Source organism: Winogradskyella pulchriflava (genome assembly GCF_042434315.1).
Classification (GTDB): Bacteria; Bacteroidota; Bacteroidia; order Flavobacteriales; family Flavobacteriaceae; genus Winogradskyella; species Winogradskyella pulchriflava.
Window position 1 is genome coordinate 1150219 of sequence record NZ_JBHLTQ010000001.1, and the last position, 24889, is coordinate 1175107.

Here is a 24889-nt window from a genome sequence, read left to right on the forward strand (position 1 = left end):
ATTTCTTTCAATAAAATGCATTGTCATAGCAATTACAATTTTGTATTTTCGCTTGGAGCATCTTGCTCTATACTATTTTCTAAATATAGCCTTCAGAATGAAAAAAATCCAAATGGTAGACCTCCAAGGTCAATATGCAAAAATAAAAGATGTTGTAGATCCTTCAATTGAAGAAGTAATGAATAGTGCAGCTTTTATCAACGGTCCAAAAGTGCATCAATTTCAAAAAAACTTAGAAAATTATCTAGGTGTAAAGCATGTAATTCCTTGTGCTAACGGAACGGATGCCTTGCAAATAGCCATGATGGGATTAGGACTTAAGCCAGGAGATGAGGTGATTACGGCAGATTTTACATTTGCGGCAACAGTTGAGGTTATTGCCCTTTTACAACTTACACCAGTTTTGGTAGACGTAGATCCTATAACTTTTAATATTGATGTTGATGCTATAAGAAAAGCAATTACACCAAAAACTAAGGCTATTGTACCAGTGCATTTATTTGGTTTGCCTGCGGATATGGATGCGATTTTGGAAATTGCCAAAGAGCATAATCTATATGTTATTGAAGACAATGCTCAGGCAATTGGAGCAAGTTATACACACAAAAATGGAAGTAAAACAAAAGCTGGTGCATTGGGAGATGTGGCTTCAACATCATTTTTTCCATCAAAAAATTTAGGTTGCTATGGAGATGGTGGAGCTATATTTACTAATAATGACGATTTAGCACATACCATAAGAGGTATTGTAAATCATGGTATGTACAAACGTTACCATCATGATGTAGTAGGTGTAAATTCGCGTTTAGACTCAATACAAGCAGCTGTTTTAGATGCAAAGTTACCACATCTGGATGCGTACAATACAGCAAGACGTAATGCTGCAAAAAAATATAATGAGGCTTTTAAAAACCATCCTAATATTACAACACCAACAGGTTTAGAGACTAATGATGGTGAAGATTGCCATGTGTTTCATCAATATACATTGAACTTAAAAAATGTAGATAGAGATGCTTTAGTGGTACATTTACAAGAAAATAACATTCCATGTGGAGTGTATTATCCAATTCCATTGCACAAACAAAAAGCTTATAAAGATGAACGTTATAACGAAGATGATTTTAAGGTAACAAACCAATTAGTATCTTCAGTGATTTCTTTACCAATGCATACAGAGTTAGATGATGAACAAATTGAATTTATTACATCAACAGTATTAAGCTTTATTAACGCAAATTAATTCCATGAAAATTTTAGTTACTGGAGGTTTAGGTTTTATAGGATCGCATACAGTTGTAGAGTTACAAAACGAAGGTTTTGAAGTTGTAATAATTGATAATTTAAGTAATTCTTCAATTGAAGTTTTAGATGGAATTACTGCAATAACTAATAAAAAACCGCATTTTGAAAAGCTTGATTTAAAAATTAAAGACGATGTTACAAGCTTTTTTAAGAAGCATAATGATATAGCTGGAGTAATTCATTTTGCGGCTAACAAAGCTGTGGGTGAAAGCGTAAACAAACCATTAATGTATTATGAGAATAATATTAATACATTGGTTTACGTACTTCAGGAAATGATAAAACTAGAAAAACAGAATTTTATTTTTAGTTCGTCATGTACAGTTTATGGACAAGCAGATGAGTTGCCAATAACCGAAAATGCTCCTGTTAAACCTGCCGAATCGCCTTATGGTAATACCAAACAGATTGGTGAGGAAATTATAATTGATGCATGTAAGGTTAACGAAAAATTAAATGCTATTGCTTTGCGATACTTTAATCCAATTGGTGCGCATCCTTCTACAGAAATAGGTGAATTACCAATTGGTGTTCCGCAAAATTTGGTGCCATTTATCACGCAAACAGCTATTGGTATGCGCGAGCAACTTTCAGTTTTTGGAGGTGATTACCCCACGCCAGATGGTACATGTATAAGAGATTATATTCACGTAGTTGATTTAGCTAAGGCCCATGTAGTAGCTTTACAGCGTTTAATTGAAAGTAAAAATATTTCAAACTTTGAAGTATTTAACCTTGGAACCGGAACTGGGAGCTCAGTACTAGAAGCTATACAATCTTTCGATCGTGTATCAGGTAAAAAATTAAAATATCAAATAGTGGACAGGAGAGAAGGTGATGTTATAGCAGCCTATGCTGAAACCTCTAAGGCAAATGAAGTTTTAGGTTGGAAAACTGAACTAACTCTAGACGATGCTATGGCTTCAGCTTGGAAATGGGAACAAAAAATAAGAAATAAATAAATATTTAATATGAAGACTTTACTCAGGATTTTAGTATTACTATTTACAGTATCTATAACAGCTCAAACAACATATTTACACTGTGGAAAACTTATAGATACAAAATCTGGTAAAGTACTTACCGAAAAAACAATTGTTGTTTCGGGTAACAAAATCATCGCTGTAAATAGTGGATATGCTGAACCTGAAAATTCAGAAGATATAGTAATTGATTTAAAATCAAAAACTGTAATGCCAGGTTTAATAGACCTTCATGTGCATATAGAAGGCGAAACCAATCCAAAATCTTACCTAGAAGAATATACGCTAAATGATGCAGATGTTGCCTTTAATTCGGTAAAGTATGCCGAAATTACTTTGATGAGTGGTTTTACAACAGTTAGAGATTTAGGTGGTTCTGGTGTAAATGTATCTTTAAGAAATGCAATAAATGCAGATAAAGTAAAAGGCCCTAGAATTTTTACAGCTGAGAAAGCACTAGCTACAACTGGTGGGCATGCAGATCCTACTAATGGGTCTAGCAAAGCTTTAATAGGAGATCCTGGTCCTAAAGAAGGAGTTGTTAATGGAGTAGTTGATGCCAAAAAAGCTGTAAGACAACGTTATAAAAATGGTGCTGACTTAATTAAGATTACTGCAACAGGTGGTGTGTTGAGTGTTGCAAAAAGCGGGCAAAACCCACAATTTACGGTAGAGGAAATAAAAGCTATTTGTGAAACAGCAAAAGACTATGGATTTCATGTTGCGGCACATGCTCATGGTGATGAAGGTATGCAACGCGCCATATTAGGTGGTGTGAAAACTATTGAACATGGTACACTAATGAGCGCAGAAACTATGGAGCTTATGAAAAAGCACGATGTGTATTTAGTACCAACTATTAGTGCAGGTAAGTTTGTTTCCGAAAAAGCCAAAATTCCAAATTACTATCCTGATGTTATTGTACCTAAGGCTTTGGATATTGGGCCTAAAATTCAGGATATGTTTGGTAGAGCCTATAAAGCAGGTGTAGGTATTGCTTTTGGTACAGATGCAGCTGTGTTTTATCACGGAGATAATGGTAAGGAATTTGGTTATATGGTAGAAGCTGGTATGCCAGCAATGGAAACCATACAAAGTGCTACAATAACCAACGCTATGATCTTAAAAATGGAAGACCAGCTTGGTCAAATTAAAACAGGTTTTTTAGCAGATATTGTTGCTGTAGATGCAGACCCAACACAAGACATTTCTACAATGGAAAATGTCACTTTCGTTATGAAAAACGGTATTATTTATAAAAAATAATAGGATTCTCTTTATTTTACTATTATCAGTCTATTAATGATAAGTACCATTAGCTAAGGATATGATAATTATTTTACAGTCTGATTTTCAATGTGATAATATAAAAAAGGCTTAACTAGGATTTAACATTTATTTCTTGGGATTCCCTTTTAGTCTTTGTTGTTTTGTGTTGAATGATAATTGAATAACATGAAATTGATAAGCATTAAAAGACACACGAGAACTGAAAAACGCTTCTCTCCTAAGATGGGTAAACTCCACACCAAAGTTACTTACATTAAGAAACAATTTTTAAGTATCCCTTTTAAGACACTTCATAAATATCGCGAGACATATTATGGAGAAGTAAAGGACTGCAAGGATTGCCAATTGGCTAGATAAGCGCCACTATATACACTTTCTTTTTCCTCTTAAAATGGTGTTAAAAAGGTAAACTTTTATCGGATTTTACATTTTTACCTTTTTTTTAAGAAGTCTTTAAGAATTTTATTGAGTTAATGGATTTAACTTAGAGAATCATCAATCAAAATTTAAATCCAACTCATCCAAAATGGCTTCTTCTAAGCACGTTTCAATGTTTTTTATTTTGCTCTTTTTTTTCTACAAGAGCAACGCAACAGTAAATGAAAAAACCGACCCTAAAATTAATTTTGAGGTATTATCAAATGCTGGGCTAGATAGTATTTTACAAATTCAAAAAGTACATGACTCTCTTACACGAAAGGATTTAATAAAGGTTAATGAGTCATTGTTGTCTAATGGAACTAATGATTCAGCCTTTGTTAATAAGACTTTGGCGATTTTGTACTCAGAAGATAACAACGCCTCAAAAGCAGCAAAACATATAAAAAAATACATTAGATCTACCAAGGATTTATCCATTTTAAGCGACCATGTATTTTCAGATATAAAGGACCAAAAACCTTATAATGATTTAGTTAAAAAGTATAAACCGCATTTTAATTTTCTCGCTCTAATACACGCGTTAACAGGTATTATAGGCATTTTTATAGTACTAGTTCTTGTTGCTAAGAAAAATTTAGATAGAACATCAGTCCTATTAATAGGAGCATTTGTACTATTTCATTCATTGTTTATGATACATATAAGTTTGTATGTGTCTAATTACCATTTAAAAATTCCTCATACCTTTTATGTTTCTACACCTTTTTCATTTCTATATGGACCGCTACTTTATTTTTATTTTAAAAGAGTTGTACAGAATTATAATTTAGCGGTTAAGGACTTACTACACTTAGCTCCAACAGTACTACTCATATTATGGCTTACTCCTTATTATATGCTAGATAGTACTGAGAAGTTTTATTTACTTCTGGATGATACGCAAGATGTTCTTTTAAGTACCAAAAGACTGGTGTTGCTAAAGGCTTTGTCTTTGAGTTTATACGCTGTAGCTATTTATAATGTATATAAAAACAAAAAACAAAATAATAAAGAGAATATCGAAATAAAAAGTAGAGCTATTTGGGAACGAAATATTATGATCATTTTTGTGTGCTACACATTTGCGTATATTCTACATGGATTTGTTGTTATGAGAGTAATAGAGTATGAACCATTTGAGTATTTAAAAGCTATTTTAATGATAGGAATGATTTTTTACATAGCGTTAATGTCTGGTTTAAGACCTGAAATCATTATGAATGCCAATGGTAATAATAACAGCAATAATAAATTACCTATTAAGTATGAAAAATCTAACCTTACCTTAAGTTTTTCAAGTGAACTTAAGGAGCAACTTTTTGAATTGTTATTAGAAGATAAAGTCTATAAAAATAATAGCTTAAGTTTAGAAATGCTTGCTGAAATGTTGGGAACTACCAGGCACAATACCTCACAAGTCATTAACGAGCACTTTGATATGAGCTTTTATGATTTAATAAATTACTACAGAATTATGGAAGCTGTGGATATTTTTGATAGTGACCAAAAGCGTAATCTTAATATTATTGAAGTCGCCTACGAAGTTGGTTATAACAATAAGGTCACGTTCAACAAGGCTTTCAAAAAATATATGAATCAAACACCAAGTACCTATATTAGATCACTTTATTTAGTGTAGTAGAGTTAGAAGGAATTTTCAATAACTAACTAAATTTTATTCATTCTTTTCTTTCCAAAATTACAGCTCTAAGCTAACTTTTTCATTATTATGCTTTGTTTTGTTATACAGAACTAACTTTTATTATTTACGTCTCTTAAAAGTAAGTAACCATTTCTTGATTTCCAATACTACTTAGTAGCAACTAAGCTTTAATAGAAGAAAATTATTTACACCAATCTCTTAGGATTTAATTACTATTTGTTAAAAGGGTAAATGATAAGGAAATACTTATCGGCATAAGTAAACTCTTATAGTCATTACCCTGTATATACAGCTGTCTTACTTTCTTTATACAGCAATTGCAAAGGAAGGCAGTGTAAGCCTTACTTAACTGTATGAAATAACCATGTTAACTTTAATTTCATCGAAGTAATTATTTTAAGTTAGTCTTTAGAATATACTTCACTGCCGACCTTTCTTTTTGCATCAAACTAACAAGTAAATCTAAAATTTTATGAAAGTAAAAAACTATGTTTTGGTTCTGGTGTATTTAGTTTTTGGGTTGCAAATAGCCCAAGCCCAAGAAAAAACAGTAACAGGAACTGTCACCACCATGTCAGATGGTATGCCTCTACCAGGCGCTAATGTAATTGTTAAAAACACTTCAAGAGGTGTTCAAACAGATTTTGACGGTAAGTTTTCTATAAGTGTCACTTCTGGTGAAGTTATAGTAATTTCTTATGTAGGGATGCAAGCTGTCGAAGTTCAAATTGGATCTGCTAATGTATATGACATTACATTAGAGGAGGACAATGCTTTAGATGAGGTTATAATTGTGGCTTATGGTACTCAGAAAAAGGAGGCTATTGTAGGTTCTGTAGCCGTGGTGAGTTCTGAAGTTATCGAAAATCAACAAGTTACTTCTCCTTTACGTGCTTTACAGGGTACTGTTGCCGGAATAAACTTAATTACACCTGGCGGTCAACCTGGTAGTAACCCAAGTTTTGTAATTAGAGGATTTGGTAGTTTTAATGGAGCTAACAGTCCCCTAATTGTAATCGATGGCGCACCTTTTACGGGTAATTTGAATACCATTAGCCAAGATCAGATTGAATCTATCTCTGTTTTAAAAGATGCTTCATCTGCTTCGCTTTATGGTTCAAGGGCATCAAATGGTGTGGTTTTAATTACCACTAAAAGAGGAAAAAAGAACACTAAAACAAGCGTGAAGCTTAGAACACAGTATGGTGTCTCTAATCCTGCTGTTGGTATTCACGATATCGTTGGTTCTGAGGACTACTTAAAACTAATGTGGACAGCATTGAGAAACGACAATTTATATAACTCTGGGCAAACATCTGGCGAAGCATCAACCAATGCTACAAATAATTTAATTCCAACATTAGGTTATAATCCTTATAGTGTTAATAATCCAATTGGTGCAGATGGTAATTTGGTTCAAGGTGCAGATTTATTATGGACAACAGATTGGGAAGATGTTGTATTGAGAGAAAATGTTCCAAGAGTTAATCATAACATTAATATTTCTGGAGGAACAAGTAATACTAACTATTTTTTCTCTGTAGATTATTTGAGTGAAGATGGACCTGTTATTAAATCAGATTTTGAAAGGATAGCATCAAGGGTTGGATTGGATAGCCAAGTTAATGATTGGCTTAAATTAGGTATCACAAGTGGTTATTCTAGATCTTACTCTAATAATCCAGATCAAACTTCAGGAAGTACTACACAAGCTATATCATGGATATATAATGTTAATGGTATTTATCCAGTATTTGTAAGAGATGCTAATGGTGGATTAATTTTAGATGATAGTGGTAATACTATCTATGACCTTGGTAACGGTAATGGAAGACCAATTGGTCAACCTGTAAACTTTAATAGACCAACTAACCAAGGTGAGAATATTTTAGCTTCTATTAAATTAGGATCTGAACAACGAATAAGAACCAACTTTTTAGGTTCAGCTTATGCCGAAGTAAAATTCCTTAAAGATTTTACATTCAGATCAACATTAAATTACGAGAACTTTGTTTTTGATAGCCATAGTTTTGATGATGATGAGATTGGTGCAGCTTCAAGCGTTGGAGGTAGGGTTAGTAAAGCTAGAAGTATAACAACAGGACTAAATGCCGTTCAAGCGCTTAATTATAAAACCACTATTGCAGATATTCACTCAGTTTCAATTGATGGAATTTTTGAAGCTAATACGACTACTGCAGACACATTTAGCGCATCTGCAACAGGATTTTTACCAGGTCAAGAGGAATTGGGTAATGGAACTGTAGCAGAAAGTTTTGGAGGTTTTAGAACTGAGCGAAGAATTGTAAGCTGGTTAGGTAGATTGGCCTATAATTACGACAGCAAATATTTTATTGAAGGATCTTTTAGACAGGATAAATCTTCTCAATTTAATGAAGAGTTTAATACTGGCGAATTTTTCTCTATTGGTGCTTCTTGGAGTGTTACAAATGAGAGCTTTATGGAAGACATTAGCTGGTTAAACAGCCTTAAGCTTAGAGCTTCATACGGTGAATTAGGGAATATTAGTATTCCAGGTGGCTTTTTTCCAACAAGCTTTTTGTTTGGAGGAGCTAATTTTGGTGGTGTAGTTATATCACCAGTTGAAGGTCAACCTGCTAATTTACCAGCAGGTACCTTACCAGATCCAGGTTTACAATGGGAAACATCTACAAATTTGAATATTGGTATGGATTTTACAATATTCAATGGTGCACTTACAGGTACGGTAGAATACTTTAAAAGACGCAGTGAAGATTTAATTCAGGATATTACAGCTACACCATCGCCTGGTGTTCCTACAGTGAGAGCTAATGCAGGTATTATTGAAAATTCAGGTTGGGAAGTAACTCTAAACAGCGATATTTTTAATAAGAATGATTTTAGTTGGAGTGTAGGTGGTAATTTCTCAGTATTAAAGAATGAAATTATTCAAATTTCTCCATTTACTGATAGACAAGTGCAAGGTACAAAGTTGTGGGCACCAGGAAATTCACTTTTTGAATTCTATATTAGAGAATGGGCTGGTGTTAACCCTGCTAATGGTGATGCGCTTTGGTATCAGGATGTATTAGATACTAATGGAAACGTAACAGGAAGAACCGTTACAAACGATTACGACCAAGCTACACGCTATGAAACAGGTAAAGAGTCCTTGCCAGATATACAAGGTGGTTTCAATACAAATTTAAGATACAAGCAATTTGATTTAAGTGCTTTGTTTAATTTCAGTCTTGGCGCATATTTGTTAGATACCGATTATTCAGGATTAGTTAATAATTTTGATGCCATAGGCGCATCTGCTCATCCAGATAATTTCAATGCTTGGTCACAGCCAGGTGATATTACTGATTTCCCAAGGTTAACCACTTCTAATAATAATTTTAATTCTCAGTCAACAAGATGGTTGTTTAAAAATGACTATTTACGTCTTAAGAGCATTACCGTTGGCTATAATTTGCCTAAAGATGTTTTAGAGGACATTGGTCTAGCTTCGGCCAGAATTTATTTCCAAGGAGATAATTTACTGACTTGGCAAAGCCATGGAGGTATTGACCCAGAGCAAGCTTTTAATGGGCTTACAGCAAACAGGTCTCCTTTACAAAGAACATTCACATTTGGAACATTAATAGAATTTTAAAAAAAATAATAACGATGAAAAATAAAAATAACAGACTCAGATTTATAACGCCTTTGGTTGTTATGGTCCTAATGAGCGTATGTTTGTCTTGTGAAAAAGATTTTATTGAAGAACCAATAGATACTACAGGTGTAACAGACGAATTAATTTTCTCTTCAAGCGAAAACGCACAAACATTCGTCAATGGAATATTGTCAAATTATAAAGGTCAATACGGAACAGTAGATGCTGGTGGTTTGTATGCTATGTATTTTGCTAGAGCAGTAAAAGGAAATGACATCATACAAGATGTCAATTGGTATAGATTTGATTATGGACATGAAAACCGTGAGCCCAACTTTAGGAGAACTAATTTTACTTGGGACTTTAACTACGAGAATATCAATTTTGCTAATACTTTAATATTTGGAGTTAATAATAGCAGTAGTTTAAGTAGTAATGAGAAAAGGGAGTTTGTTGCTAAGGGTAAATTCTTTAGAGGTTTTCATTTGTTTGAGCTCGCTTTAGAGTTTGCGCCAAATTATAATAATGATAGAAATATAGAGAGAATCCCCATTTATACCACTCCAACATCTTTAGAAACTGTGGGAGGTAATCCACCTGCACCTATGAGTGAGGTTTATGGGCAAATTATTGATGATTTGGAAGATGCAGTTGAAGATTTGCCAGATGCTAGGATAGGAAAGAGCTTTATTAACAAGGCAGTAGCTCAAGCAGTGTTAGCTCGAGTGTATTCTGTTACACAAGATAATTGGCAAAGAGTTTCTGATTTGGCAAGAAGTGCTTATGGTGGCAATGCTACACAAGCAGTACAATCATCTAATTGGGGAGCAGGTTTTAATAATATGCAAGACCAGGAATGGTTATGGGCTTTATTTCAAAATGGATCTGATGAAACCAACTTTTATTGGGGACATGCTGCTCCTATGATGGATCATTTAACTTTAAGTTATAATGCGTCTTATATAGACCCAGAATTTGCAGCACAATTTTCATCGACAGATGTTAGAAATACTTTTATAGATATATATGGTGTATCGGCTACAACACCTTGGAGAGAATTTGTTTCAACAAAGTATGCGTTTACTTTTAGCTCAGATATACCTCTTATTAGAAAGTCTGAAATGGTTTTATTTGACGCAGAAGCACAATACCATCTTGGAAATGTGCAAGAAGCAAGAAACCTTTTGTTTGCACTACAATCGGCTAGAGACCCTAATGCTACAATTACTACAAACTCAGGGCAAGCATTATTAAATGAAATTTTGCTAGAAAGAAAAAAAGAATTTTATGGTGAGTTTGGTCCGCAATGGTTTGATGCAAAACGCTACAATCTTCCAATATTGAGAAATGACATTCATAGAATATCTATAGATGTACCTGCTGATAGCAATCTATTTTTCCTAAAAATACCGGAAGATGAGATTGATTTAAATAGTAATTATTCAGGATTTAATAATATTTAATAAAAAATAATATGAAAAAATTTTTATTTGGAGCCTTAACACTATTCTCTGTAGTATTTATTGCTTGTGACAATGACATTGAGTCAGATGCTCCCAGTGTTTCCGATTATGATTTTGTAAGTTTTCAAGATGACAATGTGGAATTTGAATTAAATCAAAACAGTGCTTCGACACAAACTATTACAGTCTATAATTCTAAAACATCATCAAGCGATGTAATTTATAATCTAGAAGTTCTGCCTTTAGAGTTTAATGGAGGAGCAGGAACAACTATAAGCTCGGATTTTTATAATGTTCCGAGTTCTGTTACCATTCCTGCAAACGCTTCTTCTGCTGAGTTTGATGTTACAATTACGGACAATAACTATGGAGGTGGCGAAAGATTAGTCCTTGGTTTTGCTGACAATACTGCCGCATTGAATCCGCATCCTTTAAGTTTGGATATAGTTGTAGTATGCCCAGTAAATGAATTTATCTTAGATATCACATTCGATAATTACGCGGAAGAAACAAGTTGGGAACTTTACGATTTAACTAGTGGACAAGTCCTAATTGCTTCTGGTTCTGGTTATGGCGATTTAGATGATCAATCCATACAAGAACGTATCTGTATAGAGGATGGTGATTTTGGTTTTGTTATTTATGATGCTTATGCGGATGGTATATGCTGTAGTTTTGGTCAGGGAAGTTATACATTAACTGTAAATGGAGAAGTTATTAAAGAAGGCGGATCATTTGGAGCCAATGATGTTACAACGTTTACATTACCTTAAATTAATGTGCAAACATTGATTTTATATGTTAGCTATTAACTAAAAAAGACCCTTATAAAAAAAGGGTCTTTTTATTTCTATAAACAGATCATCTTTAAAAGCTATTATTCGGTTTCGTGTAAAACTTTACCCTTATTTCTATGAACAAAACCACTGATTAATAACATTATCATTCCTGTAGTTACGGATAGATCCGCTACGTTAAAAATTCCGGTTTTAAAAACACCACCTAAGTTAATAAAGAAAAAATCGGTGACTTGTCCAAAAACAATACGGTCAAAAACATTAGCTATTCCTCCACCAACAATACAACAAAATGCAATAAGGCTCATTCTGTCTAATTGTTTGTTTTTGATGATATAATAAATAACATAACCAAGCACTAATGTTGGAAGAATCAACAAAAGAATGAGTTTTAAGGTATCATTCATATCGCTTCCCATGCCTAAAAAAGCTCCTTTATTTTCTACATATTGCATGATGAATTTTTCACCAATAAGGCTTTTGGTTTCGCCATATTCAAAATTGGCACGCACCCAAACCTTAGAAATTTGATCAATAGCAATATTAAAAACTATAAGAAGTATAATAAAAAGATTTCTATTCAAAGCAGAATTATTTAGGCGTTAGTTTCAAAAGTTGCTGAAGCCGTTTCCGCTTCTCTATGTATTTTCTTTACTAAGCCTTGTAATACTTTTCCAGGGCCAACTTCTGTAAAATGAGATGCTCCATCGGCAACCATTTGTTGTACAGATTGTGTCCAACGCACAGGAGCTGTTAATTGCGAAATTAAATTGGCTTTTATTTCGTTTTCATCAGTAATGGCAGATGCCGTTACATTTTGATATATTGGGCAATTTGGTTTGCTAAATGTTGTATTTTCAATAGCAGCAGCTAGTTCTTCACGAGCTGGCTCCATTAATGGTGAGTGGAATGCACCACCAACAGGTAAAACTAATGCACGTCTTGCTCCTGCATCTTTCAATGCTTCACATGCTTTATTTATAGCTTCAACTTCTCCAGAAATTACAAGTTGTCCTGGGCAATTATAATTTGCAGCAACAACCACACCTTCGGTTGAGGCACATACTTTTTCTACAATTTCATCATCTAATCCCAAAACTGCAGCCATAGTACTCGGTTGCAATTCGCATGCTTTTTGCATAGCTTGAGCACGTTGCGAAACTAATTTTAGACCATCTTCAAACGTTAAAGCACCAGCAGCTACTAAAGCAGAAAATTCGCCAAGTGAATGACCTGCAACCATATCTGGTTTAAAGCTATCTCCTAAAGTTTTAGCTAATATTACAGAATGTAAAAAAATAGCTGGTTGTGTAACTTTAGTTTCTTTTAGATCTTCAGCAGAACCTTCAAACATAATATCTGTAATAGGAAAGCCCAAAATGTCATTGGCTTTTTCAAATAGTTCTTGTGCTAAAGCTGAGTTTTCGTAAAGGTCTAATCCCATACCTGAGAATTGTGCTCCTTGACCTGGAAATATATATGCGTTCATTTGTGTTTCAATTTAAGTTGCAAAAATAGGAATAATATTAAACTTATATAGATGAAGTTGCAGCCTCAGCACATCGTTCGCCATCCATAGCCGCAGAAACAATACCACCAGCATAACCACCACCTTCACCACAAGGATATAAGTTGGTGATTTCAGGATGTTCTAAAGTATCAGTTCGTGGAATATTTACAGGTGATGAGGTGCGAGATTCAACACCAATAATATTGGCTTCCTCTGTGTAATAACCTTTCATTTTTTCGCCAAAGGCTTTAAATCCTTTTCGTAATGAACCACCAATTATTTTTGGTAGTAATGAGTGTAATGGCGAAGATTTAAGTCCTGGTTGGTATGAGGTTTCATTTAAATTTTGTGATAATTTCCCCTCCACAAAATCCGTCAGTCGCTGCGCAGGAGCAGATTGTGTGCGTCCTCCAGCTGTGAATGCTAAGCGTTCTAGATCTTTCTGATATTCTAAAGCCTTTAAGGCTCCAAATTGCTCGTATTTATATAAATCCTTATCGGCATTAATTTCGGTGACAATACCAGAATTAGCGAATTTATTGTTCCGTTTTGAAGGTGACATACCATTGACAACTACTTCACCATTTGCTGTGGCAGCAGGCACAATAAATCCACCTGGACACATACAAAACGAATAAACTCCTCTGTTATTAACTTGCTCTACCAAACTATAAGCGGCAGGTGGCAATAACTCATCTCGTGGCTCACCAAAACAATGATATTGAATACCATCAATAATTTCTTGAGGATGCTCTACACGAACACCCATTGCAAATGATTTTGCTTTTAGAGCAATGTCTTTGTCATTCAATAAATAGAAAATATCTCTAGCGGAATGACCTGTTGCTAAAATTACTTTTTCAACGTCGAGTTCTTTACCATTTTGAAGTTGAATAGCGACTATTTTATTGTTCTTGATAGTAAAGTCTGTGACTCTCGTTTCAAAATGCACTTCGCCACCATATTTTAGAATGGTTTCTCTAATATTCTGTACCACTTTCGGCAATTTATTAGTGCCAATGTGTGGATGTGCATCTACTAAAATTTGGTCTGTAGCTCCATGAAAAACTAAGTTTTCGAAAATGCGGCGAACATCACCACGTTTTAAACTTCTAGTATAGAGTTTACCATCACTGTAGGTTCCAGCGCCTCCTTCACCAAAACAATAGTTAGAATCTTCATTTACAAAATGATCTTGATTGATGGCTTTTAAATCGCGACGACGATATTGTACATTTTTGCCACGTTCTAGAACAATTGGTTTAAAACCAAGCTCAATACAACGTAAAGCAGCATACATACCTGCAGGTCCAAAACCTATGATATGAATGGGTTTTGCATTTGATACATCTTTATAATCAAAATGATAGTCTGAAGTTTCAGGAACGGGTTCGTTGATGTAAACTTCAACTTTATAATTAAACATAATGTTGCGCTTACGAGCATCTATTGATTTTCTTAGAATTTTAATTCCAGAAATTTCAGAAGGTTCTACACCCAAATCATAAGCCGCTTTAATAAGCAAACCGTCTGGTTGTCTTTCTTGATGTAAATTAATACGTAGTTGTAAGGCTTTTATCATGCAACAAAGCTAGTTAAAGAAATAACAAAGGTTTATAAAAATTACTTTCTTCTATAAGTAATAAAAGAAAAAGCATAAGCATGTTTTTCATCCGCTTCATGAGCTGTTCTACTAACTTCCTGCCATTTACTTTCATCTATTTCAGGGAAGAAGGTGTCAGCATTTTTAAAAGTAGCATGGACTCTTGTAATTTCTAATTTATTAGCTAATGCTAATGATTGTTTATAGATTTCGCCTCCGCCAATAATAAAAGGTTGATTGTCAGTACGTGCTGCGTCGAGAGCATCTTCAAGGTTGTTGACTACAATTACACCACTTGGCGCATTGTAATCACTTTGTCTGGTAATGACGATATGTGTTCTGTTGGGAAGTGGTTTTGGAAAACTCTCAAAAGTTTTTCTACCCATAATTATATGATGGCCAGAGGTTAAGTTCTTAAATCGTTTGAGGTCGTCACTTAAGTGCCAAATGAGGTCATTATCCTTGCCAATGGCATTATCTTCACCAGCGGCTACTATGATGGTTAATTCATTGAAGTTTTTTTTTTCTGAAGTGTTAGGCAAATCTTTAGCTTCGTTATAAGCTTGTGTTTGCGCTATTTTAGTTTCTTCTTTTAAAAAGTTTTGTTTTAATTTTTCAATTCTAGCTTGTTGTTGATTAACTAATTTCTCCAATTGTTGTTTCTCCCAATCTTTACCCATAAACTTGTTTGTGATAAACACATTGAAAAAATGGTATGCAAAAAGAAACAACCAAGCTAAAATGGCATATACAAACCAATTTATACCAGCAATTTTAAAATTTTCACCAATACCTAAAACCGTATTAGCAAGAATTAAAAATACTGCACCAATTAAAAAAATGACAAAATGAATGTATAAACGCTTTTTTTGTCTAATGCGTTTTTGAGCATTTTCAATGAGCTCTAACTGGTCTTTATCTATAGTTGAAGTTTGTTTTTTTTTACCGAACATGATTGCTATTTAATAAGATAAAGATACTTTTTTTTCACTAAATCGTTTGAGTGAATACTGTAGTTTATATTTTTTTTAAAATCGAAAACGATATAGCTGAATATCAGCGGTTAACGTTTGTTAGATTGTGTTGTTAATCCTTTAAAATTATGGTTTAAATATTACATTCTTAAACAAAAAGTAATCACAATTTTATGAAATTGATAATTCTTTAATTTTTAGGTATTTAATCGATATTTTATGCATTTAACTTTTATACTTTTGTGTCGTAATTAAATTTATTATTATGGCAATTAAAAAGCAGTATTTAAAAAGTAAGCCTGTTTGTAAGGTAACATTTTCTGTTCCTGCAGAGGAGGCAAAAAGTGTAGCGGTTGTTGGAAGCTTTAATGAGTGGAATACTAAGAAAGCTACAAAATTGAAAAAATTAAAAAACGGAACCTTTAAAGGTACTGTTGATTTAGCAAGTGATAATTCTTATGAATTTAGATACTTAGTTGATGGTGTATCTTACATCAACGATGACCAAGCAGATGCTTACGCTTGGAATGACTTTGCAGCAGCAGAGAACGGTGTAATCAATTTATAAGAATTTCTTATAAAAAAGACTTAAAAAAAAAGCGTCTCGAGAAATTGAGACGCTTTTTTTGTTTAATCAGTTACTCTAAATACTATAGGTATAGCATAAGGGACTATTACTTTTTTATTTCTAAAATAACCAGGGCTTTTTAGCTTTGGCATCTTTTCAATCACTCGAATAGCTTCTTCCTCTAGATCAGGATGTGGTCCTCTAGCTCTAATATCTGTTACTTTACCTTTTTTGTCTATTTTAAATTCTACATATATTCTTTTAATACCGGGAGGAAGGCCTAATTTTTTTGCTAATTTAGTACTGAAGTGTTTAGATATTAATTCTGCAACCTTACCGTTCATACATTTTACCAATTCCTTATTACTTAAATCTTCATTACAACCTTTATATACAGGAACTTTTTCAATTATAGAAAACGGTACCTCAGTAGGTTTGAACCCAAGAATAGGGATTATAGAATCCTTAGTTCTATCTAAAAAGTATGCAAATAGGTTAGTTGTAGTATATGCAACTCCATTGTTATATTCGTCCAAAACAGGTTTTACTTGAGGGATACTATCTAATAACCCTTTTAATTTATCGCTAGGGCCTTTAACAGGATTTGTTATGGAGGAAAATGATTTTACAATAACTCCGTTTTCATCATACAAAATGCTTGTAGGAACTGTTATAGAATCTTTCTTTGCTAGCAAGAATAAAGAGTCTTTAAATACTTTGTTGTTGAGGTTTTTTCCGATTAACTCATGAAGCTTAATGTCGTAACATTTAACTTTGTCGTCATTATCATCACAACCTTCAAAAATCACAAACGGTCTGTTATATTTTAAACCACTTTCTTGTGACCAACTTGAATTAAGAAAACTTAAAAATAAAATACCAGCAAACAGAAATTTCATAAAATGATTTTATTAATTGAAGATAATTATACCGCTACAGTACCTTTAATATGAGGATGCGGATTATAATCCACTAAAGTAAAATCTTCAAAATCAAAATCAAAAATATCCTTGATTTCAGGATTTAAAATCATTTTTGGTAATGGTCTAGGTTCTCTAGAGAGTTGTAATTCTAATTGCTCCATATGGTTGTTGTAGATATGTGCATCACCGAAGGTGTGTATAAAATCTCCAGGTTGATAACCACATACTTGAGCCATCATCATAGTAAACAAAGCATAAGACGCAATATTAAAAGGGACTCCTAAAAATATATCTGCACTACGTTGGTAGAGTTGGCACGATAGTTTACCATCGGCTACATAAAATTGAAAAAAGGCATGGCATGGAGGCAAAGCAGCTTTTCCATTAGCCACATTTTCAGAAAATGATTTAGATGTGTCAGGTAAAACCGAAGGATTCCATGCAGAAACTAACATTCTACGACTATTAGGATTGTTTTTTAGAGTAGAACTTACCTCTTTTATTTGGTCAATCTCTTCACTTGCCCAATTACGCCATTGATGACCATAAACAGGACCAAGGTCTCCGTTTTCATCTGCCCATTCGTTCCAGATTCTAACTCCGTTTTCAGTTAAATATTTGGTGTTGGTATCGCCTTTTAAGAACCAAAGCAGTTCGTATATAATAGATTTAAGGTGTAATTTTTTAGTGGTCACCATTGGGAAACCTTCACTTAAATCGAAACGCATTTGGTAACCAAAAACACTTTTTGTTCCTGTACCTGTTCTATCGCCTTTTTCGTTGCCTTCTGCTAAAACGTGTTTTACTAAGTCGTGATATTGTTTCATTCCCATCTTCCGTCTTCCCAGAGGGAAGAAATTTTCTTTTAATTAAAATAAATTGAATAAACGAATTTAATTAAAATGTAAGTTCGAAACTTAAATATTGAAGTCCTAAATATGAAAAGTTATTAACTACACATTATGAGTTTTCCCCTTTGGGGAAATGTCTGCAAGACAAAGGGGATTTACCCAATTATCATTCCTGCAATAGTTGCAGAAATCAACGATGCTATTGTTCCGCCAATTAAGGCTTTCATGCCAAACTTTGATAATTGCTTACGTTGTCCTGGTGCTAAAGAACCTATACCACCTATTTGAATACCAATAGAAGCAAAGTTAGCAAAACCACATAGCATATATGTTGCCATTATAATTGATTTTTCGTAAGTAAGATGTGTAGCATTAGCAACATTTTTTAAATCTGCCAATTGAATATAGCCCACAAATTCACTTGCTGCTAATTTTATTCCTAACAGCTGTCCCATCAACATCATATCCTCTTTGGCAACACCAATAAGCCACATCAATGGTGCAAATACAGTGCCCAATAGAGCTTCAAGTGAAAATGATGGATATGGTGTATTAGCTGCCATCCAATTATTAAGAGATGTTACATCTCCAACCCAACCGAGAATACCATTAATCATGGCAATAAAAGCCACAAAAACTAATAGCATTGCGCCTACATTTACAGCTAATTTTAAGCCTTCGGTTGTGCCGTTAGCAATAGCATCTAATAGGTTTGCTCCTATTTTTTCTTGAGAAACGGTTACATCAGTATTAATTTTTTCGGTTTGAGGAAAAAGTATTTTTGAAATTACAATAGCTCCAGGTGCAGCCATAACGGAAGCAGCTAACAAATGCTTAGCATAAACTAAGCGTAATGCTGGATCATCACCGCCCAAAAAGCCGATATAAGCTGCAAGTACTGCACCAGCAACTGTTGCCATTCCGCCAATCATAACGAGCAGAATTTCAGACTTATTCATTTTTTCTAGATAAGCCTTAATCAATAAAGGAGCTTCTGTTTGACCTAAAAATATGTTTCCTGCTACACTTAAACTTTCAGCACCTGATATTTTTAAAAGCTTCGTCAATAGCCATCCAAACGCTTTGACTACTTTTTGAATGATTCCTAAATAAAATAAAACTGATGTTAAAGCCGAAAAGAATAATATAGTTGGCAATACTTGAAATGCAAATATAAAACCATAGGAATTTACATCCATTACTCCGCTAAATAAAAACTCGCTACCTGCTCTTGTAAAATCTAGAATATTAATGAATATTTGACCTACACTTTCAAATACAGTCTTAATAAATCCTACTTTGAGTACACCAATAGCTATTAAAAGTTGAAAGGCTAACCCAATTCCAACGGTTTTCCAGTTGATGGCTTTACGATTACTGCTAAATAAAAATGCAATAAATATTAGGGAAATCATACCTAAGGCACCTCTCCAAATACTGGTAAATGAGATACCTTTACTAGGGACTATTGTTTCAGTTATTTCTTTTTGAGGTAAAAAATCTGGGTGAGAACTGTTGATGTACTTGAAAGTATCAGAGCCATTCTTCTATATTAAGACATTATCCTCATGCTTTATAACTTCATAATAAATATCAACTGTTGAGGGAACTTTTTGTTTAAAAACAATCAGGTTGTTATTCTGTAACCAAAGCCCTTTATTAAATTGGTTGTTTAGTATTGAAAAATACTCACCATTTTCTTTTAGCTCTAAAAATTCTTTTCCTTTAATAAAATCAACTTCATTTTTTAAACTGTCAGGATAGGTTTCATAAACTTTATGTTCTGATAATTGCCAAAAATTTAGTTTTTCGTCTTTTGTGTCAACATTACTTTCTTCTACTATATTAATATCTAAGCTATCTTGAGTTTTCGTAATTTCAACCTCTTGGGCAGTTAAGGAATTAAGTCCAAAAAAAATAGCTAGTATAGCTAAGAAAAAATGTTTCATCTGAGAATGAGTTAGCGTTTAGAAATTTCGTCTCTTATTTTAGCGGCTTTTTCATAATCTTCATTATTTACGGCTTCATCTAGGAGACTGTGTAGTTCTTCTAAGGTTTTGTCTTTATAACCTTCTTGTTCTAGTGCTGTAGCTTCAATTTCTTCAGCAATAAGGTCATCAACCAGTATGCTATCTTGCTCTTCGTCTTCCTTTTTAGGATTGACTTTAAGATAGATTCCGGCTTTATCTAAAATGTTTTTATATGTAAAAATCGGTGCTTGAAAACGTAGTGCTAAAGCAATAGCATCACTAGTTCTGGCATCGATGATTTCTTCAATTTTATCGCGCTCGCAAATTAAACTCGAATAAAAAACACCATCAACCAACTTATGAATAATCACTTGCTTTACAACGATATCAAATCTATCTGCAAAGTTTTTGAATAAGTCGTGGGTTAATGGACGCGGAGGACGAATTTCTTTTTCTAACGCAATAGCTATAGATTGTGCTTCAAAAGCTCCTATAACAATAGGCAGTTTTCTGTCACCATCAACTTCATTAAGAATTAAGGCATAGGCACCATTTTGGGTTTGGCTGTATGAAATGCCTTTGATATTTAAACGAACTAAACTCATAAATTATAAAACACAAAGAACTGTTTAAATTAGGACTTTACCAAACTGCATCCTAAGATTTCGATTTGGTGCTAATTTAAACAGCCCTTTTAAAAATACAAGGTAATAAAATTATGCGTTTTGAGCTTTAAAAGCTTTTAATTTTTCTATTAACTTTGGCACAACTTCAAAAGCATCACCTACAACTCCATAGTCTGCAGCCTTAAAGAAAGGTGCTTCAGGATCTGTATTGATAACGACTTTTACTTTAGAAGCGTTGATTCCTGCTAAATGCTGAATAGCTCCAGATATACCAATAGCGATATATAAATTAGAAGCAACAGGTTTTCCTGTTTGTCCTACGTGCTCGCTATGAGGTCTCCATCCTAAATCAGACACTGGTTTAGAGCATGCAGTTGCAGCACCTAAAACTTCAGCAAGTTCTTCTATCATTCCCCAATTCTCAGGACCTTTTAAACCTCTTCCACCAGATACTACAATCTCTGCATCGGCAATACTTACTTTATCGGTAGCCTTGTCAACAGATTCTACACTAACACCAGAGTCTGGTAATGAAGGTGAAAAATCTTCTACACTAGCACTTCCGCCTGACTCAACAACACCAAAGGAATTGTTAGATAGGCCAACAATTTTTACATCTGTTGTAATTTGCGTATTGGCAAATGCTTTATTTGTGAAAACTGTACGTTTTACAGTGAATGGAGACACACTAGATGGTGCTTCCATAACATTTGAAGCATAACCAGCGTCTAAGCCTACTGCTAATAAAGGTGCTAAATACTTACTGTTAGCGCTAGAGCTTACTATAACAACTTTTGCGTCTTCTTGTTTTGCTGCTTGTTCTATTGCTGCAGCATAGGTTTTGGCATTAAACGTATTTAATGCATCATTTTTTATAGAAAGTACTTTTGAAGCACCATAATTTCCTAAGCTCTCAGCATTTTCTGCATTAACAGCTACAGCAGTAACCGAAGTTCCCATTTGGTCAGCAACTGCTTTTGCATAAGAAACCACTTCTAAAGCAGCTTTCTTAAATTTTCCTTTTTCTGATTCTGTATATACTAAAATGGACATAATTTCTTTTTTTTGTCATTCCTGCGAAGGCAGGAATCTATTTTGTTATAATTTATTGCGAATTTCTGCCGAAGCAGGACTAACAGATTAAATTACTTTAGCTTCATTATGAAGTAAGTTTACTAATTCATCGATATTATCAGCATCAACTAATTTTACCGCACCTTTTGGAGCTGGTTTTTCAAAACTAACAGCTTTTGTTTCTGCAGTTGCATCAGTTGGCTCTACAACATTTAGAGGTTTTTTTCGCGCCATCATAATACCTCTCATGTTAGGAATACGCAAATCACTTTCTTCAACCAATCCTTTTTGTCCACCAATTACTAGAGGTAGTGATGTATTTACGGTTTCTTTTCCGCCATCAATTTCTCTTACGGCTTTAGCATTTGTACCATCAACTTCAAGACCAATACAATTGGCAACGAAATTAGCGTCAACCATAGCGGCTAACATACCTGGTACCATTCCACCATTATAGTCTATAGATTCCCTACCAGCAATAACCAAATCGTAGCCACCATCTTTTACAACATTGGCTAGTTGTTTTGCTACAGCAAAGCTATCTGTTGCTTCTGTGTTAACTCTAATTGCAGTGTCTGCACCAATAGCTAAAGCTTTTCTTAAAGTTGGCTCAGTCTCAGCACCACCAACATTAATAACATCTACACTAGCGCCTTGTTTTTCCTTAAACCACATGGCACGCGTAAGACCAAATTCGTCATTAGGATTAATTACAAACTGCACGCCATTAGTGTCAAATTTAGTGTCGCCATCTGTAAAGTTGATTTTTGATGTTGTATCAGGAACATGACTAATACATACTAATATTTTCATATAAAAATGATTTATTTTTAAACGTCTTTTTTATTGAGCACGAAGATAAATATAATAATTGAAATTTTACTATGCATGCATAGTAAAATTTGTAAAAATTCAATAATTTTAGATTTAACTATTAATTTTTCAGAAATTTAAAGACTTTTTGCTGATTGTTTAAGTTTGACAGCTTTACAAAATAAAGGCCACTTGATAAATTTGAGATATTTAAAGTGTTTTCTTTAAACCTTTTTGTTCGTTCTATTAGCTGTACAGAGGTATTGTAAATTTCTACACTAACCGATTGATTATTTAGGTTGGCTATTTGTAAATAGGGATTTCCTACAATTTCAAAAAGTTTTATGTTTTGAAAGCTTTCGTCATTAACTGATAATGCATTGTCTTGAAATGTTAAAAAATCAGTTGCAAATATCACATTTGCCCTCTCTATAACTATTTGTCCTGTCTCACCACTATTTGCATACACCCTAATATTTCCATAATTATGATTTTCATAACATCCAATATCCAAAACTGAGTAAAGCATACTTTCAATATTATGACATGGCTGATTATAATCTAATAATGCAGAGGTTCCTGTTTCCGATTCCCATAACTGAAGTGTATTATTGGTAGTTCCAAATCCATCGTCAAATCCACCTTTCATGTTTATCGAAAAAGAATTTCCACAACTAGAAACACCCACAGTTTCTGCATGTATTAAATCGTTCACGGCATCATATTCAAAGGCTATTTTTAATTCAAAACCGTCTGGTACTTGTTGGTCACTTTCTGGACAAGTCCAACCTAGTTCGGAAGATTCAGTACAATACTTTATTAGCTTGTAAGTTTTGTTGTCTAACAAATTAATCAATGCAGAACTAATAGTGGTATTAGGATAGGGATCTAACAAGTAAATGCTAGGATATACATAATTATATAACTCATTAATAAGTGTTCTGTTTTCATGCACTAAAGTGTAATACTTAAATAATTCACCATCAGGATTTGAACTGGGAAAGGATTGGTAAAAATCATGAATGGTATATTGAGCAAAAATATCAGTAATATTTTGGTCTGAATGTGTTAATGTAACTGTACCATCAGGATTGTTTGTTACGGTTGGGATATCTACTGTAGTTTCAATTTTTATGTTGTCTTTTTGTAAAGGACAAAGTACAGCTTCTTGAGCTTCAACTACACCTGAAATTATGATTATTAAGCAAAATATAAGGTAGCTTTTTACTTTCGTATTCATACTAATGATTAGTGAGAACTTCAAGTTACAATTTTTTTCTTTTTTTAGCTTTAGATTTAATATGATTTTATAATCTATAATTATTATTTTTGCTATTCGATTAAAAACAAGATAATGAAGACAATTCAATTTAGAGAAGCTATTTGCGAAGCCATGAGCGAAGAAATGCGCAGAGATGAGAGCATTTATTTAATGGGTGAAGAAGTAGCAGAATATAATGGTGCTTATAAAGCTTCAAAAGGTATGTTAGATGAGTTTGGTCCTAAGCGAGTTATTGATACTCCAATTGCCGAACTTGGTTTTGCTGGTATTGCTATAGGTTCTACAATGACAGGTAATCGTCCTATTGTAGAGTATATGACTTTTAATTTCTCTTTAGTTGGAATTGACCAAATTATAAACAACGCGGCTAAGATTAGACAAATGTCTGGTGGACAGTTTAAGTGCCCAATTGTATTTCGTGGGCCAACGGCTTCAGCAGGTCAGTTAGCAGCAACACACTCTCAGGCTTTTGAAAGTTGGTTTGCTAACACACCAGGTCTAAAAGTTATTGTACCTTCTAACCCTTATGATGCAAAAGGATTATTAAAAGCTGCAATTAGAGATGATGATCCGGTTATCTTTATGGAAAGTGAGCAAATGTATGGAGATAAAGGTGAAGTGCCAGAAGGAGAATATGTTTTGCCTATAGGTGTAGCAGAAATTAAGCGCGAAGGAACCGACGTCACTATTGTATCTTTTGGTAAGATTATAAAAGAAGCTTATAAAGCAGCTGATGAATTAGAAAAAGAAGGCATTTCTTGCGAGATTATAGACTTAAGAACCGTTCGTCCTATGGATAGAAACGCTATTATAGAATCTGTAAAGAAAACCAATAGGTTAGTTGTTTTAGAAGAAGCATGGCCATTTGGAAATGTAGCTACAGAAATCACTTATTTAGTTCAATCTGAAGCATTTGATTATTTGGATGCACCAGTTGTAAAAATTAATACTGCAGATACACCTGCGCCATATTCTCCAGTTTTATTGGAAGAATGGTTGCCAAACAGTGAAGATGTAGTAAAAGCAGTAAAAAAAGTAATGTACAAATAAATAAATCGCAGTTTTCTGCGTTTGGTAAACTTCATTAGTAGCCTAAAAACTTAAGTTTAGCATGGTTATTGATGAAGTTTG

At 33.7% G+C, this 24889-nt stretch carries 22 protein-coding genes; 10 read left to right on the forward strand and 12 right to left on the reverse strand.

The features are described 5' to 3' along the window. Positions 1–97: 97 nt before the first annotated feature. From ACFFGA_RS04955 to ACFFGA_RS04990, 8 genes are all read left to right on the forward strand, one after another. Positions 98–1243 carry a DegT/DnrJ/EryC1/StrS family aminotransferase gene (locus ACFFGA_RS04955; RefSeq protein ID WP_386060494.1) on the forward strand — a complete coding sequence of 382 codons (1146 nt, stop codon included), beginning with the start codon at positions 98–100 and terminating at the stop codon, positions 1241–1243. Positions 1244–1247: 4 nt separating this feature from the next. Further along, positions 1248–2267 carry a UDP-glucose 4-epimerase GalE gene (galE, locus tag ACFFGA_RS04960; RefSeq protein WP_386060497.1) on the forward strand — a complete coding sequence of 340 codons (1020 nt, stop codon included), beginning with the start codon at positions 1248–1250 and terminating at the stop codon, positions 2265–2267. A 9-nt stretch (positions 2268–2276) separates the two neighbouring features. Next, positions 2277–3554, forward strand: a complete 1278-nt coding sequence (locus tag ACFFGA_RS04965) for a metal-dependent hydrolase family protein (protein ID WP_386060500.1) — start codon at positions 2277–2279, stop codon at positions 3552–3554. 189 nt (positions 3555–3743) lie between these two features. Further along, positions 3744–3935: a hypothetical protein gene (locus tag ACFFGA_RS04970; RefSeq protein ID WP_386060503.1), complete on the forward strand. Its 192-nt coding sequence runs from the start codon at positions 3744–3746 to the stop codon at positions 3933–3935. 169 nt (positions 3936–4104) lie between these two features. Next, entirely contained in the window at positions 4105–5637 is a 1533-nt protein-coding gene (locus ACFFGA_RS04975) for a helix-turn-helix domain-containing protein (protein WP_386060506.1), read from the forward strand. 496 nt (positions 5638–6133) lie between these two features. Further along, entirely contained in the window at positions 6134–9301 is a 3168-nt protein-coding gene (locus ACFFGA_RS04980) for a SusC/RagA family TonB-linked outer membrane protein (RefSeq protein WP_386060509.1), read from the forward strand. A gap of 14 nt (positions 9302–9315) precedes the next feature. After that, positions 9316–10767, forward strand: a complete 1452-nt coding sequence (locus ACFFGA_RS04985; protein ID WP_386060512.1) for a RagB/SusD family nutrient uptake outer membrane protein — start codon at positions 9316–9318, stop codon at positions 10765–10767. A gap of 11 nt (positions 10768–10778) precedes the next feature. Beyond that, positions 10779–11540 (forward strand): hypothetical protein, encoded by a 762-nt coding sequence (locus ACFFGA_RS04990; RefSeq protein ID WP_386060515.1) that lies wholly within the window; start codon positions 10779–10781, stop codon positions 11538–11540. Positions 11541–11644: 104 nt separating this feature from the next. Here ACFFGA_RS04990 and lspA read toward each other — a convergent pair whose 3' ends face one another. From lspA to ACFFGA_RS05010, 4 genes are read right to left on the reverse strand one after another with little or no spacing between them, the layout of a single operon-like run. Continuing rightward, positions 11645–12148 (reverse strand): signal peptidase II, encoded by a 504-nt coding sequence (lspA, locus tag ACFFGA_RS04995; RefSeq protein ID WP_386060517.1) that lies wholly within the window; start codon positions 12146–12148, stop codon positions 11645–11647. 11 nt (positions 12149–12159) lie between these two features. Beyond that, positions 12160–13053: an ACP S-malonyltransferase gene (gene fabD / locus ACFFGA_RS05000; RefSeq protein ID WP_386060520.1), complete on the reverse strand. Its 894-nt coding sequence runs from the start codon at positions 13051–13053 to the stop codon at positions 12160–12162. 43 nt (positions 13054–13096) lie between these two features. Next, a complete protein-coding gene (locus ACFFGA_RS05005) occupies positions 13097–14656 on the reverse strand; it encodes an NAD(P)/FAD-dependent oxidoreductase (RefSeq protein ID WP_386060523.1) in 1560 nt (519 codons plus the stop codon). Between the two features lie 41 nt (positions 14657–14697). Continuing rightward, a complete protein-coding gene (locus ACFFGA_RS05010; RefSeq protein WP_386060526.1) occupies positions 14698–15630 on the reverse strand; it encodes a dihydrofolate reductase in 933 nt (310 codons plus the stop codon). A gap of 286 nt (positions 15631–15916) precedes the next feature. On the opposite strand from ACFFGA_RS05010, the gene ACFFGA_RS05015 reads away from it, so the two are divergent. Next, positions 15917–16219 carry an isoamylase early set domain-containing protein gene (locus tag ACFFGA_RS05015; RefSeq protein WP_386060529.1) on the forward strand — a complete coding sequence of 101 codons (303 nt, stop codon included), beginning with the start codon at positions 15917–15919 and terminating at the stop codon, positions 16217–16219. 62 nt (positions 16220–16281) lie between these two features. On the opposite strand, the gene ACFFGA_RS05020 is transcribed toward ACFFGA_RS05015, so the two are convergent. The 8 genes from ACFFGA_RS05020 to ACFFGA_RS05055 all read right to left on the reverse strand — a co-directional run bounded on the left by ACFFGA_RS05020 (position 16282) and on the right by ACFFGA_RS05055 (position 23716). Continuing rightward, complete coding sequence (locus ACFFGA_RS05020) at positions 16282–17118, reverse strand: energy transducer TonB (protein WP_386060532.1); 837 nt, start codon at positions 17116–17118, stop codon at positions 16282–16284. 26 nt (positions 17119–17144) lie between these two features. Next, the gene (locus ACFFGA_RS05025) at positions 17145–17969 is read right to left on the reverse strand and encodes a thymidylate synthase (RefSeq protein ID WP_386060535.1); all 825 of its coding nucleotides are present in this window, start codon (positions 17967–17969) and stop codon (positions 17145–17147) included. A gap of 179 nt (positions 17970–18148) precedes the next feature. Next, positions 18149–19474, reverse strand: coding sequence for a NupC/NupG family nucleoside CNT transporter (locus tag ACFFGA_RS05030; protein ID WP_386060647.1), 1326 nt, complete (start codon positions 19472–19474; stop codon positions 18149–18151). Positions 19475–19540: 66 nt separating this feature from the next. Then, a complete protein-coding gene (locus ACFFGA_RS05035; RefSeq protein ID WP_386060538.1) occupies positions 19541–19942 on the reverse strand; it encodes a hypothetical protein in 402 nt (133 codons plus the stop codon). 11 nt (positions 19943–19953) lie between these two features. Then, positions 19954–20568: a bifunctional nuclease family protein gene (locus tag ACFFGA_RS05040; protein ID WP_386060541.1), complete on the reverse strand. Its 615-nt coding sequence runs from the start codon at positions 20566–20568 to the stop codon at positions 19954–19956. A 111-nt stretch (positions 20569–20679) separates the two neighbouring features. Next, complete coding sequence (locus tag ACFFGA_RS05045; RefSeq protein ID WP_386060544.1) at positions 20680–21642, reverse strand: electron transfer flavoprotein subunit alpha/FixB family protein; 963 nt, start codon at positions 21640–21642, stop codon at positions 20680–20682. 87 nt (positions 21643–21729) lie between these two features. Then, positions 21730–22476, reverse strand: a complete 747-nt coding sequence (locus tag ACFFGA_RS05050) for an electron transfer flavoprotein subunit beta/FixA family protein (RefSeq protein WP_386060547.1) — start codon at positions 22474–22476, stop codon at positions 21730–21732. Positions 22477–22597: 121 nt separating this feature from the next. Further along, a complete protein-coding gene (locus ACFFGA_RS05055; protein WP_386060550.1) occupies positions 22598–23716 on the reverse strand; it encodes a T9SS type A sorting domain-containing protein in 1119 nt (372 codons plus the stop codon). Positions 23717–23830: 114 nt separating this feature from the next. On the opposite strand from ACFFGA_RS05055, the gene ACFFGA_RS05060 reads away from it, so the two are divergent. Beyond that, positions 23831–24808 (forward strand): pyruvate dehydrogenase complex E1 component subunit beta, encoded by a 978-nt coding sequence (locus ACFFGA_RS05060; RefSeq protein WP_386060553.1) that lies wholly within the window; start codon positions 23831–23833, stop codon positions 24806–24808. Positions 24809–24889 lie beyond the last annotated feature (81 nt).

Coding starts and splice junctions, on each gene's coding strand:
- ACFFGA_RS04955 (WP_386060494.1), top strand. CDS start 98: ATGAAAAAAATCCAAATGGTAGACCTCCAAGGTCAATATGCAAAAATA.
- galE (WP_386060497.1), top strand. CDS start 1,248: ATGAAAATTTTAGTTACTGGAGGTTTAGGTTTTATAGGATCGCATACA.
- ACFFGA_RS04965 (WP_386060500.1), top strand. CDS start 2,277: ATGAAGACTTTACTCAGGATTTTAGTATTACTATTTACAGTATCTATA.
- ACFFGA_RS04970 (WP_386060503.1), top strand. CDS start 3,744: ATGAAATTGATAAGCATTAAAAGACACACGAGAACTGAAAAACGCTTC.
- ACFFGA_RS04975 (WP_386060506.1), top strand. CDS start 4,105: ATGGCTTCTTCTAAGCACGTTTCAATGTTTTTTATTTTGCTCTTTTTT.
- ACFFGA_RS04980 (WP_386060509.1), top strand. CDS start 6,134: ATGAAAGTAAAAAACTATGTTTTGGTTCTGGTGTATTTAGTTTTTGGG.
- ACFFGA_RS04985 (WP_386060512.1), top strand. CDS start 9,316: ATGAAAAATAAAAATAACAGACTCAGATTTATAACGCCTTTGGTTGTT.
- ACFFGA_RS04990 (WP_386060515.1), top strand. CDS start 10,779: ATGAAAAAATTTTTATTTGGAGCCTTAACACTATTCTCTGTAGTATTT.
- fabD (WP_386060520.1), bottom strand. CDS start 13,053: ATGAACGCATATATATTTCCAGGTCAAGGAGCACAATTCTCAGGTATG.
- ACFFGA_RS05005 (WP_386060523.1), bottom strand. CDS start 14,656: ATGATAAAAGCCTTACAACTACGTATTAATTTACATCAAGAAAGACAA.
- ACFFGA_RS05010 (WP_386060526.1), bottom strand. CDS start 15,630: ATGTTCGGTAAAAAAAAACAAACTTCAACTATAGATAAAGACCAGTTA.
- ACFFGA_RS05015 (WP_386060529.1), top strand. CDS start 15,917: ATGGCAATTAAAAAGCAGTATTTAAAAAGTAAGCCTGTTTGTAAGGTA.
- ACFFGA_RS05020 (WP_386060532.1), bottom strand. CDS start 17,118: ATGAAATTTCTGTTTGCTGGTATTTTATTTTTAAGTTTTCTTAATTCA.
- ACFFGA_RS05025 (WP_386060535.1), bottom strand. CDS start 17,969: ATGAAACAATATCACGACTTAGTAAAACACGTTTTAGCAGAAGGCAAC.
- ACFFGA_RS05035 (WP_386060538.1), bottom strand. CDS start 19,942: ATGAAACATTTTTTCTTAGCTATACTAGCTATTTTTTTTGGACTTAAT.
- ACFFGA_RS05040 (WP_386060541.1), bottom strand. CDS start 20,568: ATGAGTTTAGTTCGTTTAAATATCAAAGGCATTTCATACAGCCAAACC.
- ACFFGA_RS05045 (WP_386060544.1), bottom strand. CDS start 21,642: ATGTCCATTTTAGTATATACAGAATCAGAAAAAGGAAAATTTAAGAAA.
- ACFFGA_RS05050 (WP_386060547.1), bottom strand. CDS start 22,476: ATGAAAATATTAGTATGTATTAGTCATGTTCCTGATACAACATCAAAA.
- ACFFGA_RS05055 (WP_386060550.1), bottom strand. CDS start 23,716: ATGAATACGAAAGTAAAAAGCTACCTTATATTTTGCTTAATAATCATA.
- ACFFGA_RS05060 (WP_386060553.1), top strand. CDS start 23,831: ATGAAGACAATTCAATTTAGAGAAGCTATTTGCGAAGCCATGAGCGAA.